The organism is Spiroplasma endosymbiont of Acasis viretata (assembly GCF_964031275.1).
GTDB classification, from domain to species: Bacteria; Bacillota_I; Bacilli_A; order Mycoplasmatales; family VBWQ01; genus Spiroplasma_E; species Spiroplasma_E ixodetis_A.
This window is the reverse complement of the sequence record NZ_OZ035019.1, coordinates 794,386-814,006: the sequence shown is the minus strand read 5'-3', so window position 1 is coordinate 814,006 and position 19,621 is coordinate 794,386. Positions and strand designations below refer to the sequence as shown.

Annotated in this window: 17 protein-coding genes and 4 pseudogenes; 7 read left to right on the top strand and 14 right to left on the bottom strand. The window is 24.0% G+C overall.

The features are described 5' to 3' along the window. Positions 1–165 precede the first annotated feature (165 nt). Together rdgB and AAHM96_RS04550 are read right to left on the bottom strand one after the other, a co-directional pair. Positions 166–759, bottom strand: a complete 594-nt coding sequence (gene rdgB, locus AAHM96_RS04555) for an RdgB/HAM1 family non-canonical purine NTP pyrophosphatase (protein WP_338978935.1) — start codon at positions 757–759, stop codon at positions 166–168. Next, positions 759–1,251: pseudogene (locus AAHM96_RS04550) on the bottom strand (cob(I)yrinic acid a,c-diamide adenosyltransferase). Before AAHM96_RS04550 ends, rdgB begins: the two are co-directional and overlap by 1 nt. 83 nt (positions 1,252–1,334) lie before the next feature. On the opposite strand from AAHM96_RS04550, the gene AAHM96_RS04545 reads away from it, so the two are divergent. Further along, positions 1,335–2,138, top strand: coding sequence for a phosphotransferase (locus AAHM96_RS04545; RefSeq protein ID WP_338978937.1), 804 nt, complete (start codon positions 1,335–1,337; stop codon positions 2,136–2,138). Between the two features lie 50 nt (positions 2,139–2,188). Here the strand turns inward: AAHM96_RS04545 and AAHM96_RS04540 are convergent, their stop codons facing one another. The 4 genes from AAHM96_RS04540 to topA are packed head-to-tail and all read right to left on the bottom strand — an operon-like array spanning position 2,189 to position 6,277. Then, the gene (locus AAHM96_RS04540; protein ID WP_338978938.1) at positions 2,189–2,491 is read right to left on the bottom strand and encodes a hypothetical protein; all 303 of its coding nucleotides are present in this window, start codon (positions 2,489–2,491) and stop codon (positions 2,189–2,191) included. Between the two features lie 26 nt (positions 2,492–2,517). Then, a complete protein-coding gene (gene ribF / locus AAHM96_RS04535; protein WP_342272780.1) occupies positions 2,518–3,390 on the bottom strand; it encodes a riboflavin biosynthesis protein RibF in 873 nt (290 codons plus the stop codon). Beyond that, entirely contained in the window at positions 3,383–4,306 is a 924-nt protein-coding gene (gene truB / locus AAHM96_RS04530) for a tRNA pseudouridine(55) synthase TruB (RefSeq protein ID WP_252320746.1), read from the bottom strand. Before truB ends, ribF begins: the two co-directional genes overlap by 8 nt. A gap of 9 nt (positions 4,307–4,315) precedes the next feature. Beyond that, on the bottom strand, positions 4,316–6,277 hold the full coding sequence (gene topA / locus AAHM96_RS04525; protein WP_342272779.1) for a type I DNA topoisomerase: 1,962 nt from the start codon (positions 6,275–6,277) through the stop codon (positions 4,316–4,318). A 400-nt stretch (positions 6,278–6,677) separates the two neighbouring features. Between topA and AAHM96_RS04520 the strand changes: the two are divergent. The 3 genes and pseudogenes from AAHM96_RS04520 (at position 6,678) to AAHM96_RS04510 (ending at position 9,413) form a co-directional block, all read left to right on the top strand. Beyond that, positions 6,678–7,466: pseudogene (locus tag AAHM96_RS04520) on the top strand (IS5 family transposase). Continuing rightward, a complete protein-coding gene (locus AAHM96_RS04515) occupies positions 7,426–7,851 on the top strand; it encodes a hypothetical protein (RefSeq protein WP_342272778.1) in 426 nt (141 codons plus the stop codon). Before AAHM96_RS04520 ends, AAHM96_RS04515 begins: the two are co-directional and overlap by 41 nt. 323 nt (positions 7,852–8,174) lie before the next feature. Continuing rightward, a pseudogene (locus tag AAHM96_RS04510) lies at positions 8,175–9,413 on the top strand (IS256 family transposase). On the opposite strand, the gene AAHM96_RS04505 reads toward AAHM96_RS04510, so the two are convergent. Next, entirely contained in the window at positions 9,400–10,041 is a 642-nt protein-coding gene (locus AAHM96_RS04505; protein ID WP_342272777.1) for a hypothetical protein, read from the bottom strand. The pseudogene AAHM96_RS04510 and the gene AAHM96_RS04505 sit on opposite strands and share 14 nt — an antisense overlap. A 104-nt stretch (positions 10,042–10,145) precedes the next feature. Between AAHM96_RS04505 and AAHM96_RS04500 the strand changes: the two genes are divergently transcribed. After that, a complete protein-coding gene (locus AAHM96_RS04500; RefSeq protein WP_342265776.1) occupies positions 10,146–11,123 on the top strand; it encodes an IS3 family transposase in 978 nt (325 codons plus the stop codon). A gap of 487 nt (positions 11,124–11,610) precedes the next feature. Here the strand turns inward: AAHM96_RS04500 and AAHM96_RS04495 are convergent, their stop codons facing one another. The 6 genes from AAHM96_RS04495 to AAHM96_RS04470 form a co-directional block, all read right to left on the bottom strand. Next, entirely contained in the window at positions 11,611–11,919 is a 309-nt protein-coding gene (locus AAHM96_RS04495; protein ID WP_342272776.1) for a hypothetical protein, read from the bottom strand. Between the two features lie 50 nt (positions 11,920–11,969). Then, positions 11,970–13,028 carry an MSC_0882 family membrane protein gene (locus AAHM96_RS04490; protein ID WP_342272775.1) on the bottom strand — a complete coding sequence of 353 codons (1,059 nt, stop codon included), beginning with the start codon at positions 13,026–13,028 and terminating at the stop codon, positions 11,970–11,972. 19 nt (positions 13,029–13,047) lie between these two features. Beyond that, the gene (locus AAHM96_RS04485) at positions 13,048–13,356 is read right to left on the bottom strand and encodes a hypothetical protein (protein ID WP_174480536.1); all 309 of its coding nucleotides are present in this window, start codon (positions 13,354–13,356) and stop codon (positions 13,048–13,050) included. Between the two features lie 123 nt (positions 13,357–13,479). Beyond that, positions 13,480–14,661: a prolipoprotein diacylglyceryl transferase gene (locus AAHM96_RS04480; RefSeq protein ID WP_342272774.1), complete on the bottom strand. Its 1,182-nt coding sequence runs from the start codon at positions 14,659–14,661 to the stop codon at positions 13,480–13,482. Between the two features lie 555 nt (positions 14,662–15,216). Continuing rightward, positions 15,217–15,639 (bottom strand): transposase family protein, encoded by a 423-nt coding sequence (locus AAHM96_RS04475; RefSeq protein ID WP_342273719.1) that lies wholly within the window; start codon positions 15,637–15,639, stop codon positions 15,217–15,219. A 2-nt stretch (positions 15,640–15,641) separates the two neighbouring features. Next, entirely contained in the window at positions 15,642–16,034 is a 393-nt protein-coding gene (locus tag AAHM96_RS04470; protein ID WP_342272745.1) for a transposase family protein, read from the bottom strand. A gap of 278 nt (positions 16,035–16,312) precedes the next feature. Here AAHM96_RS04470 and AAHM96_RS04465 point away from each other — a divergent pair. Beyond that, positions 16,313–17,102 (top strand): annotated as a pseudogene (locus AAHM96_RS04465) (IS5 family transposase). A 208-nt stretch (positions 17,103–17,310) separates the two neighbouring features. Continuing rightward, complete coding sequence (locus tag AAHM96_RS04460) at positions 17,311–17,481, top strand: hypothetical protein (protein ID WP_342272773.1); 171 nt, start codon at positions 17,311–17,313, stop codon at positions 17,479–17,481. 144 nt (positions 17,482–17,625) lie between these two features. Here AAHM96_RS04460 and lepA read toward each other — a convergent pair whose 3' ends face one another. Next, entirely contained in the window at positions 17,626–19,434 is a 1,809-nt protein-coding gene (lepA, locus tag AAHM96_RS04455) for a translation elongation factor 4 (RefSeq protein WP_425288782.1), read from the bottom strand. Between the last annotated feature and the right edge of the window lie 187 nt (positions 19,435–19,621).

Here is a 19,621-nt window from a genome sequence, read left to right as displayed (position 1 = left end):
CTGTTCATGATAAACTAATTAAACTAAATGGTTTTATTCCTGATTTTCAAATAGGAGTAGTGGTAGTTTTAATATTATTGTTATTACCAGTTAATAATGGTAATTATGAATCTGTTAATGATTATGACAAAATTAAATCATCATTTTTATTTTCATTTTAACTATCTAATTTTGTTCTTGTAAAAATGTTAATAATTGCTCAATTGCTGAATTATGATGAGAAATTTTATTTTTATCTGCTAATGACAATTCACCTAAAGTAGCATGTACTACTGGAACATAAAATATTTGATCGTAACCAAAACCATCATTACCTTTTATCTCAGTAGTGATTTCACCTTCAAGTTTACCAATAAATGCTTTAGTAATCTTATGATCAAAATCAACATAAGCAATAGCAGAAATAAATACTGCTGCACGATTAGTTTCACCTTCCATTTGTTCTAAAATGTCTAACATTGCATCATGATAGGACATTTCTCCCTTTCATCGTGCTGAGTTAATACCAGGAAAATTATTTAAAGCCAATATTTCTAATCCTGAATCATCAGCAATAACAGGACCATTCACTAATTTTGCAAGTGTTGTTGCTTTTAAAATTGCATTTTCAATAAATGATGTACCTGTTTCATTAATTTCAAGAGGAGAATTAAGATCTAACATTGATTTGACATTATATCCCTTTGTTTGTAATATACTCTTTAATTCATTAATTTTACCGATATTATTAGATGCAAACCATAACGTTTTAGCAGTCATTAATAATCAATCCCTTCACGAGCAATTTGACCTTGTTCAAAATAATGTTTAATTGATTTAACTTCACTAATTAAATTAGCACATTGTTCTAAGGCAAAAGATGCATATCTACCATATAATGCAATTTCAATATGTCTTTTTTTATTTTTTAAAATTTCAATTAAGTCTTGTTCTTTAATCAAATTATTTTGAATACACCCTAAAATTTTATCAACAACAATTAAGACCATAATTAGTTTCTTGTTTTAATTTATTTTTTTCTTCTTCATCCATTTCTCAAAAAAATTTTTGCGAAGATTCATAAAAACTTTCAATTTTAAGTTTAGTATTTTGTTTTAAAAAATTAATTTCACCAGAAGGACGATTTTTTAAAAAACGTAAGTAACTAACATTAAGATTATTACCCAATGCTCTAATTACCATACCATTAAGAATTGATGTTTTACCTCTTCCTTCACCTTTATAAATATGAATATAACCTTTTTTTAACATACTATCACTTACTTTCAATAATTTTTATTTAATAAATTGTATAATTTTATTACGGATAATACAAGCAAAATAGAGGTGTCATTTTGAAATTTAAAACTATTAAACCACCATATCAATTAGAACTATTAAAAACAAAAGGTTTAACCAATGACTTATTTTTAGTAAATAAACATTTTTTTTTAAAACAATCTAAAGATATTTTGCAACCTTTTTTGAATTTTACAAATCAAATTAATGTTATTAAATTAATTAAATCAAAAAAATTTACATTACCTATTAATGAAGTCAATATTAATAATAATAAACTATTAACCTTAATGCCATATTATCATAATTTAATTAATTTAAGCGAACAAATAATTAATAAACAAATATTAGAACAAATTTCATCATTGGTAAAACAACTACATAATATTAAATTTGATAATAAATCATTAATTAAAACTTGAAAAGGCTTAGAACAACTTAATTTATACTGTAATTTAACTACTAGTAATCCTTGCTTAGAAAAAATAACCAGTGAGGTAATCAAATGAATTGCTACTTATCAACCAACAACAATTGTTTTATCTCATAATGATTTAACATTAAATAATTTTGTTAAAAAAAATAATTGCTGATATTTAATTGATTGAGATTTTGCCTGTTGAAATGATGAATTATTTGATATTGCCTCTTTTGCTTCTGAAAGTTTAACTTCTGAAACCGAAATTAATACTTGATTTAATTGTTTTAATTTAAATAATGAACAAACAATTATTGCTAAAAAATGAATGAATTATCAAAATTTAATTTGATATTATTGAGCTTGTTATTTATACGAACAAACTAATTTAAACATATATAAAGAAATTAGTGAAAGTAAATTAACTAATCTATTAAAATAAGTTATTTAAATAATTCATCATTTTAAGTCTGATTATGTAGTTTTAACTTCTTAACAAATTGAACCATAATTAGGTAATTTATTAGTAGTCTGTTTTTTTTGTTCAATTTGTTTTCCTTGTAAATTTATTTCTACTATATTATTAACAGCTGAAATGTTTGATTCTATTTCAATAACTATACATTTATTATTTGAAGTGTGTTCTTGTAACAATGGCATTCTTTCATCATTTACAATTTGACAATTATCATTTGAAGTAATATTTTTATGTAAATTTTCTTTATAATCACAGTTTGCACAAATTTCATTATTATCTTTTATTTGATTTATAAATTCTTTTACTCAATATTTCATTATTTATTTACTCCCTTTTTTCTTTTTTATTTTTCATTAGCATATACAATAAAATTTAATGTTTCTATTAAATCTTTATCCACTTGTTTTTTTAAATCATCTAAATTAGTAAATTTTAAATTATCACGAAGAAAATCTAAAAATCTAACTTTAATGATTTTTCCATATAAATCTTGATTAAAGTTTAATAAGTAAGTTTCAACTAACGGCTTATTATTACGTAACATAATTACTGTCATACTTTGATATCATTTATTATCTACTTCAGTAAGCGTAATATAAGTAGCAAGACCTGGTAGTGCATAGTTTGTTAATAACGATAAATTAGCAGTTGGAAAATTAATCGTTCTAGCCTCTTTAATACCATGAACTACTTTACCACTAATTGTATATGGCTCTTGTTGTAAACAAAGATTAGCACTACTAATATCTTTATTTTGTAAAAGTTGTTTAATATAAGTTGAAGAAACTTTGTTATTATTAATAATAATATCATTACAAAGATAAACTTGTAATGAAGATTGTTGTAATGTTTTAATATTACCTTGCCCTTGATAACCAAACCTAATATTTGGATTAACAACTACTGCTTTAACATTATTTGCCAATAATCACGAAATAAATTGCTCTGGTGAAAGTGTTGCTATTTCTTTACTAAACTTAATTTCCCAATAATAATCAAAATTATATTTAGCAATTGTTTTAATTTTATCTTCATTACTTAATAAAACCTCATTATTTTTATTACTAATTACACTTTGTGGTTTTCTATCAAAACTAATAATACATGTTTGATAATTATTTATTGTTGAATTAACTAATAATTGTTTAAATAAGGCTTGATGACCTTGATGAATACCATCAAAAAATCCTCAACAAGCAATAATTGGTTTAGACATCAATTTTTGATTTTGAATATTTAGATTTTTCAATTTTAATATCTTCATTACATTTAAAACCTCGTTGGCTTACGTATAAATTATTTTTTTGATTACGATAAATAGCTAATGGCAAATGTTCAGAATTAACAACTAAAACATATGGCTCATTAGTACTATCAATAACTAAAGGTTTACCATCAATAACACTTTTACTATTATCAACAACAATCGCTGGCATAATATTTTTAACACCATCATAAATACTAATATGATTTTTACTAACTGTTTCTTCATTGATAACATCTAAATTTAAGGCATTACTTAAATCAAAACCCGATTGATGAATTCTTCTCAAATAAGTTAAAGTTGCTGATGTATGTAAAATTCTAGCAATGTCAGTAACCAAAGCTCGAACATAAGTTCCTTTTGAACATACTACTTCAAAAGTAACTAAATCATTATTAAAACTAATTAATTTTAAAGATTTAATATAAACCTTACGTTTTGGTAATTCAACAGGAATATTCTCGCGAGCATATTCATAAAGTTTTTTACCATTAATTTTAACTGCTGCATAAGCAGGAATTATTTGCTCATATTGACGATTATTATAAAATTCAAGTGCTTTAACAATTTCTGATTCTTTTAAATCAAGATGTGGTTTTGATTCAATAATTTTACCAGTAATATCGCCGGTGTCGGTTTTTAAAAATAGTTGCATTTTTGCAATGTAAACTTTATCACTTTTTAAAATAAAATCACTAATTTTGGTTGCTTCATTCACAAGTACTACCATTAGTCCTGTTGCTAAAGGATCTAACGTACCTGTATGACCAATTTTATTTAATTTCAAACGTTTTTTAATAACAACAAGACAATCTTGTGATGTCATAAATGAAGGTTTATCTATTAATAATATATAATCTTTTAACATGCGTTTCACCTACTTTACTTCTTTATCAGAAGCTATTTCTTGATACTTTTCAACATGTTTACAATTTGGATAATTAGTACACCCTAAAAATTTTCGATTTTGTTTTGAAGATTTAACAACCATTCAACCATCTGTACATACTAAACAAGGTTTAATTTTTTCTAATTGTTTTTGAATATATCGACATTTTGGAAATGCTGAACAACCGTTAAATTTACCATATCTTCCTGTTCTTTGCACAAGTGGGGCACCACAAAGTGGACAATCTTGATCTAATAAAACTGGTTTAATTTTAAACTCAGTCATTTTATCAAAAGCATCATCAATCCTTGGTTCAAACTTAACTCAAAAGTCTTTTACCACTTGATGCATATCAAAATTACCATGAGCAATTTGATCTAATTGAGTTTCAACTTGTGAAGTATATGTCTCATTAATAATATCATAAAAAAACTCTTGAAGTTTATCATTAGTTAAAAGACCTTTCTCAGTAGCTTTAAAAGACTTATTTTCAATAATAACATAACCGCGTTCTTTAATAGTGTTCATAATTGGATTATAAGTTGATGGTCGACCAATTCCTAGTTCTTCTAATGTTTTAATTAATTTAGCTTCTGTGTATCTTGGCTTTGGTTTAGTAAAGTGTTGCTGTAAATTTACTGACTCAACTTTAATAATTTGATTTTTTTCAAATTTTGGTAAAACTAAAAGTTCTTCATTTTCAAGACTTTCTATATCAAGCGTTAAAAATCCTTTAAACTTGATTTGTTGTCCTGTTAAACGAAATTGATAATCATTATTTTTAAATAAAACAGTAGTACTAATTAATTGTGCTGGTGGCATTAATGAACTAAGGGCACGAAAATAAATTAAATTATAAAGTTTTAATTGATCTTTATTTAAAAAATCAATAGCACGTTTATTATTCATTGTTAAATCAGTTGGTCTGATTGCTTCATGAGCATCTTGCACATTTTTTTTATTAGTCTGTTCTTTCTTCTGCCCAAGATATTGGTCACCATATTCATTAACAATTAATGTTTTGGCATTTTCAATAAATTTATCATTTAAACGTATTGAATCAGTACGAGGATAACTAATAAATCCGGTAAGTGTTCCATTAACATCAATTCCTTCATACAATTGCTGAGCAATAAGCGTTGTTTTAGCAGTACTAAAATTTAATTGCGTTGATGCTGCTTGTAATAAACTACTAGTAGTAAATGGATTTAATGAATTACGCTTACGATTTTGTTCAGTAACAGAAATTACTTGATAACTATCACTTAATGCATTTTTAATAGCAACTGCTTCTTGTTCATTATTAATAACTAACAGTTCTTCTTTATATTTTTCACAATTTAATATTATTTTTTTTTGATAAGTACTATTAATTGTTCAAAATTCTTTACTAATAAAATTAGTAATTTCACGTTCTCTTGTTGCTATTAATTTTAATGCTACTGATTGTACTCTCCCTGCACTACGTGAACCGATCTTTTTTTGTAATAGATTACTTAAGCGAAAACCAATGATACGATCAACCATTCTTCTTGCTTCTTGACTACGAACTAATGGTAAATCAATACTATGTGGAGATTTAAATGCTGTTAAAATTGCATCTTTAGTAATTTCATTAAAAGTTATTCGTGATGATATATTACTTGTTGCTAATACTTGATCTAAATGATAAGCAATTGCTTCTCCTTCGCGATCATGATCGGTTGCTAGATAAACATGAGTAATACTTTTTAATTTACTTTTTAATTCTTTTACCTTTGGCATTTTTTTGCGATCAATTTTGTAAATTGGTTCAAAAGTTTCTAAATCAATTCCCAAACCATATTGACCTTTAATTGCTAAATTACGAATGTGTCCATCCGAAGATAACACTAAATAATCATTACCTAAATATGATTGTACTGCTTTACTTTTAACTGGAGATTCCATGATTACTAATTTTGATGGCATCTTATATCTTCCTCTATATATAATTTATTAACTTTATTCAAATACTATTTTGTAATATATATAACTTTAACGCGAAAGTCAATATTTTTTTGGATATATGCTTTTTTATAAAAATTTTAAATAACTTATTAACAATTAATATATAAATTATGCTATATTTATTTAGTAAAAATTTAATATAAGTTTTTATCCTATTTATTTTTGTAAATAAATAGGTTTTTATTTTGATTTGAAAGGAACATAAAAATGAAGTTTTTAAACACAAATGAGAGCGAAATTAATTCTGAAATACTTTCTAATTTATTAAAATCAATACTTCCAAATAATCCTCTTAGAACCTGTTTAAAATCTTTTAGAGAATAGGATAAAATGATTATATATTTTAAAATAAGAGGTATATATGTGTAAAAATTATCCTAGTAATGTTAGCAAAGAGCAATTTGAAAATATAAAATCAATTTTAGAAAATACTAAAAAGAGAACTAAACCAAGAAGTTTAGATTTATATGAAGTATTTTGTGCAGTTTTATATGTATTAAAAAGTGGTTGCCAGTGAAGAATGTTACCAAAAAATTTTCCAAAATGACAAATTGTATATTATTATTTTCAAGCTTGAAGTAAAAATAATGATAAAGAACCTAGTGTATTACAATTAGTTTTAAAAAAAATTAGTCAAGGCATTTCGTATCAATAATGGTAGAAAAGAACAAACTAGTTTTTGTATAATTGATTCACAAAGTGTTAAAAATACAGATACTACTAAAAAAAAGGTTATGATGCTGGTAAAAAGATTTCAGGAATAAAGCGTCATATTGCTGTTGATTCTCAAGGTTTACCACATGCAATTTACATAACCACAGCAGAAAAAACAGATCATAATAGTGCTATAATAATGATTGAAAATGAAAAAGAGAATCTTTCTGCAGTTCAAAAAATACTAGTAGATGCTGGTTATACTGGTGAAAAATTTGCTTCTAAAATTAAAACAATTATAAATGCAAATGTTGAAGTTATAAAACGTAATGAATTACATTCTTTTGTAGTATTACCAAAAAGATGAGTTGTAGAACGAAGTTTTGCATGATTAGAAAAATGCAGAAGATTATGAAAAAATTGTGAAAAAAAATTAAATACTAGCTTACAAATGGTTGTTCTTGCCTTTATTTCAATTTTATTGAAAAGATTTTAAACAGGTTCTTACAGTGGGATTAGTGTGTCTTGCTGGTGGAATTGATTACTATTCATGAAATTTTTACAAAAATAAAAAACAAGAATTAAATATAAAAGTAATAGAAAAAAATGAAAATGAAAAAAAATATTTAGATGAATATAAAGAAAAAACTACATTAGACTCAAACAATCTAGTAAATAATGAAGCAAGTAATATAAGTAAATATGAATGTAATATGAAATTAGATAATGCAACTAAAATTAATCAAATAATTTTAGATAATAACAATAGCAAAAATGTTGAAGAAGAATATGATATGTTAGATGATGCAAAAGAAGCAATAAATGATGAAGATGAATGAGCAATAATTGATTTACCTTCTTATGGAAGTAATCATATTTAAAAATTTAATTATAATAAAAGTTACCATTAGATAACTTTTATTATAATATGTCAATCTATAATCATTAATTTCATCTACTAATAATTGTTTTCTAAAATTCTTTTATTGCTTTCATAAAAATAAAAAAAATAATTTTGTTTTAAAGAATAAAAAAATAATCAATTTCATTATTAAATTTGGAAAATTTTAAAGATATTTCAAAAATATAATATCAAATATCGGGAACTGAGGTAATGTTTAGTAATCTGTGTAACTTACAAAAATAACTATGTTTAATTAATTCTAGTAAATATAATTAAATGACTAGAAAGAGTGAGTTACAGATGGCTAAAAAGCAAAATATTAATAATAATGATCCAATATCAAAAGCAGTAGATTTATTATTAGAAAATACTGAAGATTTAACAACAGTTTTTAAAGAGAAAGGATTGTATAAAGAATTAACAAAAAGATTAGTAGAAAAAATGTTGAATTCTGAGATGCAAAATTATTTAGGATATGATAAGAATCAACATAGTAATAGTGACAATGCTCGTAATGGTATAAGTTCAAAAAAATTAATAACTCAACAAGGTAAAATTGAAATTGATGTACCACGAGATCGCAATAGTAATTTTAATCCTGTAATAGTTGCAAAAAGACAAAGAAGATTTGATGGTTTTGATCAACAAGTTCTTTCTTTATATGCAAAAGGAATGACATTATCAGATATTAGAATGCAATTACAAGAGTTATATCATGGTGCTGATATTAGTGAAAGTGTTATTAGCCAAATTACTGATGATGTTATTGATGATGTAAAAGCATGGCAAAATCGACCATTAGAAAGTGTCTATCCGATTGTTTATTTTGATTGCATAATAGTGAAAGTACGACAAGATAAAAGGATTATTAATAAATCAGTTTATATAGCTTTAGGAGTTGATTTAGAAGGTAAAAAAGATGTTTTAGGTTTATGAATTAGTGAAAATGAAGGTGCTAAATTTTGATTAGCAAATTTAACAGAAATGAAAAATCGTGGCTTAAATGATATTCTTATTGCCTGCAGTGATAATTTAACAGGCATGTCAGAAGCAATACAATCAGTTTATCTTAAAACAGAACATCAATTATGCATAGTTCATCAAATTAGAAATAGTTTGAAATATGTCTCATATAAGCATAGAAAATCTCTAGTTGCAGATTTAAAACCAATTTATACTGCATGTAGTGAAGAACAAGCAATGTAGGCTTTAGAATCCTTTGAAAGTAAATGAAATAAACAATATCCTCAAATTGCTAAATCTTGATATAAAAATTGAGATAATTTAATTGTTTTTATTAGTTATCCAGTAGAAATCAAAAGAGTGATTTATACTACAAATGCTATTGAATCTGTAAATAGTCAATTACGAAAAGTCATCAGAAATAAAAAAGTTTTTCCAAATGATATGGCAGTTTTCAAAATATTTTACTTAGCAATTGAAAATATAACAAAAAAATGAACAATGCCCATTCAAAATTGAAATACAGCAATTGCTCATTTTATGATAAAATTTGAAGATAGAATTAATCTAAACTAGTACTTTGTAAAACAAAGATACACAGATTACATAAAAGCCTCGGAACTGAATTATTTAATATTATTCCAATTGCCTTTTCATCAGTTTTTTGAAATTTTTTTCACTTATTAATTTTATCTTCAACTATTTTAATTAAATTAATTCAATTTCTATAAAAATTTCCACCTTTTTGTTCATTAATTTGTTTATCTAACTTTTTACCAACTTTTTCAAAATCTCTTACTCCATTAGGAAAAACAAACAACACAGGATTTAATTCAACAATTTCAAGTCCTAATGTTTTTTTATTATTTATATTTTCTAAAATAAAATCTGGGCCATTTAATCTACCTTGTTCTTTTGTAGTACCTATATATTCTTTTAAAATATAATTCTTTCTTATAATTATAGGAATAGATAAATAATGTCTAGATTCATTAAATCATCTAATTTCACTATCAATATTATGCACTTTTGAAAATTTTTCGGTAATTAGTTGTTTCAAAAATGTATTAGGAATTATTTTTTTTAAACTAGGTCTTAAAATATCGGGTTCTTTATTATCATGATAGTATCTTAATCATTCATCATTAGTTTTATTATGTATTAAAAAATTGAAAAATGCCACTTGCCACTTGCCACTTGCCACTTAGCCCTTTTTACTAGACCATTAATTTAAAAAACCTGAATGTATTCTAAAAACAATTGTGTTATATAATTAACACTAATTTTAACCTGAAAGGATTTTTATTAATGGATAAAATTAAACAAATAGCATTAGTAATTAACAAATTAAATATCAAAGAAAAAATTAAAATTATTGATGATTGTAAAAATCAATATTCAATTAGAAACCTATGTCAATATCTTCAATTAAACAGATCAACATATTACTTTTTAAAAAATAAACAAAAACCTATTAAAAAAGAAGAAAATCATATTATTAAATGCAATCATAAATATCAAAAAATATGCCAACTTTTAATCGAATTTCATTCTACAAGAAAAGGCAGAATTTATGGATATTTAAGAATTTTTTCAGCTTTTAAAGAGTGATTAAAACAAGAAAAAAATATCATTTTAAATATAGAATTATCAATAAAACAAATGCGAAAAATTATGAAAGAACACAATATTCAAGGATTAAAACAAACTAAAAATAACTATCCTAAAAACAAAAAAAATCCAAATAAGTGAATACCTACAATGGATAAAGTAAACAAAGATTATAAAAGTACAACCTCTTCAAATCAAATTTGATCAATGGACACTAAACAAATAAATACTAAAGAAGGATGATTATATCTTTTTGTAATTATTGATTTTTATTCAAATAATGTTGTTAGTTATAATATTGCTCCTAATAAATCATATCAGGATTTAATTCTTCCTGCTCTTGAAAAAATCAACAAACAATTTTCTTGAAATCAAGTAAAAAATGTTATTTTACATTCAGATAACGCCAACGAATTTTATTGTCAAGATATCACAAAATGAGCAGAGGATAAACAAATAATTTTAAGCAAAAAACAACCTTATGATATTGGTGGTAATGTATTATCTGAAAACTGATTTTCTCATTTATCTCAAGAATGACTACCTAAAGGATCAAATCAATATTTATCCATCAATGAAGCTATAAATGATGTAAATCAATATGTTATGTTTTATAATTATGAAAGAATACATTCTAAATTTCTAAAACCACCAATTTTACAAATTAAAATTTAGAATTTTATATCAAAAATGGTCCAGTAATTAAGGGCCAACCACCAGTTATAATATTGCTCCTAATAAATCATATCAGGATTTAATTCTTCCTGCTCTTGAAAAAATCAACAAACAATTTTCTTGAAATCAAGTAAAAAATGTTATTTTACATTCAGATAACGCCAACGAATTTTATTGTCACGATATCACAAAATGAGCAGAGGATAAACAAATAATTTTAAGCAAAAAACAACCTTATGATATTGGTGGTAATGTATTATCTGAAAACTGATTTTCTCATTTATCTCAAGAATGACTACCTAAAGGATCAAATCAATATTTATCCATCAATGAAGCTATAAATGATGTAAATCAATATGTTATGTTTTATAATTATGAAAGAATACATTCTAAATTTCTAAAACCACCAATTTTACAAATTAAAATTTAGAATTTTATATCAAAAATGGTCCAGTAATTAAGGGCCAACCACCAATCATGATTCTATTTATTCATTAGAATGGGGAACTAAAAAATTAATAAAATCAATTTCTTTTAGATAAGATAAGTATATCTTAATTAAATGATTCTTACAAAAATCATCTGCATATATAGAGTTACTAAATTTAAATAACTCTTGTTCTTGTTCTAATTTATTTAAATTTGTTAAATGTTCAGAAATCATTTTTTTAAAATAATTTAAATCTAAACTATGACTAAAAATATTTTCTTCAGAACTTTTAAATTGACATTTTTTATTTTGGAATTCATTGAAAGTAATTGTTTCTCTTCCTCATTTATTTAAATTTTTTGACATAATTAACACCTTATAAAAATGATTATTACTATATATATTATAAATAATAACTACTTTTTCTTTCTTATTTTTAATACAAATATTGGAATAACAATTGCAAAAAATATTAAAGCAGTAAAACCAATAGTAATAATCATACATATTCTATTTATCTTTTTTTTGTACTGATTTAACTCTTGTGGATTAATAATTTCATAGCCATAATAACTTATAATATTACGTTTACGAAATTTAAAAATAACAATATTAATCATATGAATAAAGAAAATAACACCTAAAATAATTGTTAATGTTATTGCATCTTTAATAATATCAGGAACATTAACTGTTCATTTTTGAATAATAAAAGTTAATTTCTGACCACTAATCAAAAACATAATGCCAATAATAATACCAAGAACAATATAACTACTAATACTTATTCAATTAATAATTATCAAGTTAGCATGAATTTTACGATAATTTCTAATTATAAAATTAGGAGGTAATAGCGATCCTTTTAGTGTTCTTTCAATATATAAATCCACTTCTCTTCTTAATGTCACAAATTCAATAATATTAATCAAAATAATAGTAAGAGCAATAATTGCTAATGCAATAGTAATTACAGGATGAGGAATAATTTTTATGTTAATCATACCAAAATATAAACTAATAAAAGTTGAAGCAATAATTAATGTCATAACACCAATAAATAATAAAATCAATTGTTTTAGCTTCTCTGATTTAATTTCTCTGCTAATTGGTTTTGGAATTTTAAAACTATTTTTATAACTAACTATTTCCATAGTATTAAATGTTTGTGGTTGATCATAATACATATCTTTTTCTTTAGTAAAGTTTTCATTGATCGGCACTGTCTTTTTTTCTTGTAAAGGTATTATATAAGAACTAGTAACTTGTATATTTTTACCATCATATTTTTTTTCATTATAATCGTTTTCATTAAAATCAGAATTATGAATATTTTCTTTATTTTTATTAATTGGTGGTACAACATTGCTAAAATAAGTGTTATTATTAGTTGATTTTTGATAATCTTCTTTATCTGATAACCTATTTTTTTGTGAAAAAAATTTATCAAATAATTTAAATTTTATTTTAGACATATACATCACCTACATTTAATTAGTTAAAATATTTTTTTGTCTTTTTAGAAATATGTTTACTTGAATAAAATTTTCTTTGTAATTTGGCAATTTCATGTTCAATTTCCAAAATTTTATCTTCAAATTGATAATCTTTTTCTTCTAAACTTAAGTATCCTTTAATAGAAATCCTTTTGCGTAAATACATTATTAATAAAATTGATAATAATAACAGAAAAATCAAAAGTGCTAACCCACCCATTGAATATAAAAAAGTAGTAATTGGAATCTCAAAACCTAAAAACTTAATGGTATTAGTACTACTATCATCACTTACTACTGCTAACACTAATTTCACCTCATACATTAGTATATAAATATTATAACAAAAACACCAAATCTAATTAATATTATCTATTTAATAGCTTATTTTCTGTTATAATAATTATTTTAATAATAAAAAAGAATATTATTAATATTCTTTTTCATATGTTCATCCTTCGCTACGTAAATATTTTGCTGCAACAAATTGTGCAAATATTGCTAGAAACAGACCAAAGAAAGTAATCAATAATAAAATTGTATAATCAAGGATTGGACGATTAATTAAAAATAAATCTTCTGGTGGGCGCTGTAACTCTAAAATAAATCTAATTAAATTTCATCCAAAAAAGTAAAGTCCCATTTGAACACCTGCATGCATCATTCGATAATGATGTGGATTATTTATTTCATAAAGTTTTTTGCTTTTATTTATATAATCATTAATTTTCTTACCAGAAAGTTTGACTTCTGCTAATGCTTTATTTACTACATTTTTTGGTACTTGATTATAATAGTAAACTTCATTTCACATTTTAGTTCAAGTCAAATGCTTTGGGTCACGATTTACTTTATTTCAATATTTTGGATTAAAAGTTATTTTTCCTCAGTATTTAAAATTATCTTTAAAATCAAATTGAAACTTATCTGGTTCCACTTTTCATGGCTTTTTACCAAATCATTTACCAAGATTTGGAACAATAAATGTAATCGCTAATCATAAACCTAAATTAGCAATTGATTCATAAAGAAATATTGGTGCATGATAAACAATTTCACCATTAATCGTTTCGGGATTACCACTTGGTCCACCAATTAATTTAAAACAATTATCACGAATAAAAGCAGGTAATCATGATAATGAATCATAACTTACAACGTTACCAAGTAATTCATGATTAAAGAAATTACCTCAACGTCCTAATATCTGCCCTAATAAAATATTAGGAATAATTAAATCGCCATATATTCATAATGATATTTTATACTTACGACCAACAAAGTAAAAAATAATTGCACCAGCAATAATGCCAAATAAAACACCACCATGAATAGACATCCCTGGTTTTCAAAATGCAAATTTTTCAAAAAAACTAATTGACTTATCAGGATCATCCTTACCAAGAAAACTAGCACCAAATAATGAAGCAGGAATAATAAATATTATTGATCATGCTAAAGAATCAGTAGGAACACGATAACGTTTAAATTTTACTCAAGAAGCAATAATTGAAGCAAAAATACCTGACATAATAGCAAATGCATAAACATGAAATCATCCACCATAAGTATCAGTAATGCCGTGAGGTCCAACAAAATCTAAATTTAACATAACAAACACCTCACTTACAAGACCATCTTTTAATATAGAATACCATAATAGAATACCATAACTAACTAAGAATCACAATATAAATAAAGACAAACAATACATATTGCATATATAATTTTGATAAAGTGTAATTGTAATTCACATTTTTTTAGATTTTTTATTGTATATTATTTTTTGCAAATATAAACTTAAATTAAGATTTACCAAAAAACAAATACAAAAAATAATGTATTTTTGATAAATCTTAATTTATTTTTTAAAAAAAGGGGGAATGAAAATGAAATTTAAACAATCTAATTCTAATTTAGGATTATTATCATGTTTTAAATAATAATTTTGTCTATTTATAATTAATTTATTTTCTAATATTAACCCTAATCTTTTAGTTTTTTCTTCAGCTAATTCTTTTTGTAATTTTCTGTCTTTTTCATTTTCAAGTGATTCATGTTTAAATCTAGAATCTTGTAAATCTTTTTCATGTTGTCTTTGCTTTTCTTTATCAATTAATTTTGCTTCAATCTTAGATCTATTTTCTATATAAGAATTGGTGCAAAACTAAGGTAATTCAAAATTATATATTTCTGCTATTAAATTAAATCTTAATGCAAATCTTCGTATTTTATTGCGATATTTTAAAGTTAAAATTTTAAAACGTTTTAGTTTAGCAAATACGTGTTCAATTTTAATTCTAATTTTGCTTAAAGTTTTATTGTATTCTTTTTGAATTGGTATTAATTTATTGTATTTACTTTTTTTAAATGGCAAAAATGTATTTTTATGAATATTTTGTATTCCTTGATAATCTGAATCAACAAAAACTTGTTTTTCTGGATGAATAAAAGTTTTAGATTTTAAAAGTAATTTAAAATCATGAATGCTTCCAAAACAAAAAGCGGTTGAAATAATTTTTCCATTTAAAATATCAATAATTATTTGCGATTTAAGAGTATGATGTTTGTTTTTACCCGAAAAAAGTAATTTTAGTTTTTTTTAATTCTTTCAATTGGAGTTTCAGTAGCATCAATAGCTAGTAAAGTATTATTGATTCCTTTATTTTTGATTAAATCTTTTTTGCCAGATAAATTAAAAATTCCACTTTTTATTAAAGTATTTTCAATTCAAAAAATATTACGAATGCAGCTAGTATGACTAATATTATATCTTTTTGCAATAACTCTATAACTACTATACTCTTTTCAGTATTCTAATGTCATTAATAAACGATTTTCTATTGATAATTTATTAGGTTTACCACCAACTGCTTTTTTAATTGCTTCAGCTTTTTTTAAAATTTCAACCATTTTTTGAAATGTTTGTAGTTTTATTCCCACTAAACTATAAAATTCTTGTTCATCTTTGTATTTTTTTAACATAATAATTATCACCTTTGATATTAATAATAACCGTTAAATTATTAAAATTAAAGGTTTTGCACCAAGTCTATAGTTTTTAATACTTTTAAAAATAGAAATTGGGTTCAAACAATCAATTATTTTTAATAAAATTTTCACATAACCCCCTACTCCCCATTTAAGTAATTATTATTAATATACTTATTATAAATTAAAATTTTATCAATTTCTTAGAACCTGTTTAAAATCTTTTAGAGAATAGGATAAAATGATTATATATTTTAAAATAAGAGGTATATATGTGTAAAAATTATCCTAGTAATGTTAGCAAAGAGCAATTTGAAAATATAAAATCAATTTTAGAAAATACTAAAAAGAGAACTAAACCAAGAAGTTTAGATTTATATGAAGTATTTTGTGCAGTTTTATATGTATTAAAAAGTGGTTGCCAGTGAAGAATGTTACCAAAAAATTTTCCAAAATGACAAATTGTATATTATTATTTTCAAGCTTGAAGTAAAAATAATGATAAAGAACCTAGTGTATTACAATTAGTTTTAAAAAAAATTAGTCAAGGCATTTCGTATCAATAATGGTAGAAAAGAACAAACTAGTTTTTGTATAATTGATTCACAAAGTGTTAAAAATACAGATACTACTAAAAATAAAGGTTATGATGCTGGTAAAAAGATTTCAGGAATAAAGCGTTATATTGCTGTTGATTCTCAAGGTTTACCACATGCAATTTACATAACCACAGCAGAAAAAACAGATCGTAATAGTGCTATAATAATGATTTGCTTCTTGAAAATGAAAAAGAGAATCTTTCTGCAGTTCAAAAAATACTAGTAGATGCTGGTTATACTGGTGAAAAATAAAATTAAAACAATTATAAATGCAAATGTTGAAGTTATAAAACGTAATGAATTACATTCTTTTGTAGTATTACCAAAAAGATGAGTTGTAGAACGAAGTTTTGCATGATTAGAAAAATGCAGAAGATTATGAAAAAATTGTGAAAAAAAATTAAATACTAGCTTACAAATGGTTGTTCTTGCCTTTATTTCAATTTTATTGAAAAGATTTTAAACAGGTTCTTAGGGAATTGTTTTTTTATTATATCATTTTATTTAAACTTGCTTTTAATTTATTTTTCTATGAATACTAGATTTATTATAGAAAATTATATCATTTTATTTATAATTTTTATAAATAAAATGATATAATAAAAAATATAAATAAATTATTTATAAAACTTTGAAATGGGGAATATAAAATGATTAATAACATAAAAAATATGATTAAAAATTTCTCTAGAGAAATTGAGTGTCACGCAATAATTAAAAATAATTTAGAAAATAATCAGTCAAAAACTCAAGAAAATTTAATTAATATTGAAATGCAAAAAAATTACATCAAAATTAAAATGGAAATAATTGCAGAATTAAAAAAAATACTATATATTTAACATAAAATTGTGAGAAATCTGATTTTAATCTAAAAATATGATTTATAAAAATAAAAAAATAATTGTTCTATTTAAGTCAATTATTTTTTTATTTTCAAATAATTCAATTTAGAAAAATACAAATCAAATATATATACATTTTTTTTAATTTTCTTCATCTATTTTTAAAACAGCACGAAATGCTTCTGGTGGTAATTCAACATTACCAATCGATTTCATTTTTTTCTTTCCTTCTTTTTGTTTTTCTAAAAGTTTTCTTTTTCTTGTAATATCACCACCATAACATTTAGCAATAACATCTTTTCTAACTGCTTGCACAGTTTGACGAGCAATAATTTTATTATTAATAGCAGCCTGAATAGCAACTTCAAAATTTTGTTTCGGAATTAATTTTTTTAATTTTTCACATAAAACACGCCCACGATCATAAGCAAAATCCTTATGAACAATAACAGATAATGCATCAACAATATTACCTGCTAATAAAATATCCATTTTCACTAATTTACTTTCCTGATAATCAATTAACTCATAATCTAATGAAGCATAACCTTTTGATATTGATTTTAATTTATCAAAAAAATCAATGACAATTTCATTCAGTGGCATATTATAAATAAGAGTTCTTCGTAAATTATCAGCATATTTTAGATCTAAATAAGTTCCGCGTTTATCCTGACATAATTGCATCAATGCACCAACATATTGTTCTGGTGTCATTATTGTTACTTGTACAAATGGTTCTTCTACACTTTTAATTGTTTGCACAGTTGGTCATTTTGCTGGATTATCAATTATTAACTTTTCACCATTAGTTAAATTTACTTCATAAATTACAGAAGGAGCTGTTGAAATTAAAACTAAATTATATTCACGCTCTAAACGCTCTTGAATAACATCCATATGTAATAACCCTAAAAAACCACAACGAAAACCAAAACCTAATGCTTGTGATGTTTCAGCAGTAAAAATTAATGAGGCATCCGATAATTGAATTTTATATAATGCATCCTTTAATTCTTGATATTTATTAGTATCAATTGGATATAAACCACAATAAACCATTGGTTTTAAAGTTTTATAACCTAGTAATGGTGCATCAGCAGGATTAATAACACTAGTAATCGTATCACCAACATGAATATCACTAATTATTTTAATTGCACCACTAATTCAACCAACTTCACCAGCTGTTAACATTTCTCTCTTTTCTTCTTTTGGTGTGCGTACTCCTAATTCAGTAATTTCATATTCAGCACCAGTTGACATCATTCTTACTTTATCACCAACTTTAATTACACCAGTTTTGATTCTAATAAATGCCATCACTCCACGATATTTATCATATAATGAATCAAAAATTAAAGCACGTAATGGTTCATTATCGTCAGCATCAATTGGATAAGGAATATATTTAATAACTGCTTCTAAAACATCGCGAATATTAATACCTGTTTTTGCAGAAATTAAAGGCGCATAATCAGCAGGTAAACCCAATACTTTTTCAATTTCTTCTTTAACTTTTTCTGGTTCAGCACTTGGTAAATCTATTTTATTAATAACAGGAATAATTTCTAAGTCATTATCTAATGCTAAATATACATTTGCTAAAGTTTGTGCTTCAATACCCTGAGCAGCATCAACTACTAAAATGGCACCCTCACATGCTGCTAAACTACGCGATACTTCATAAGTAAAGTCAACATGACCTGGAGTATCAATTAAGTGAAGCAAATAAGTATGACCATCTAATGATTGATATTTAAGCTGTACACTATTTAGTTTAATTGTAATGCCACGTTCACGTTCTAAATCCAGTGAATCTAACAATTGATTTTTCATTTCCCTTTTTGAAACGGCATTAGTTAATTCTAAAATACGATCAGCCAAAGTTGATTTACCATGATCAATATGGGCAATAATTGAAAAATTTCTAATGTATTTTTTATCGATACTCATAATATTATTTATTCACCTATCTTTTGCTTATAAACTATTTACTATGTTTTAGTATATCAAAGTTTAAATAAAATTAAATCGAAAGTTGCAGATAATCTTATAAATATAATTAAACTATCACTTAACAATATATGAAAAGATATATACATAAATAACTAGTTTTTAAAATCATGTAAAATTA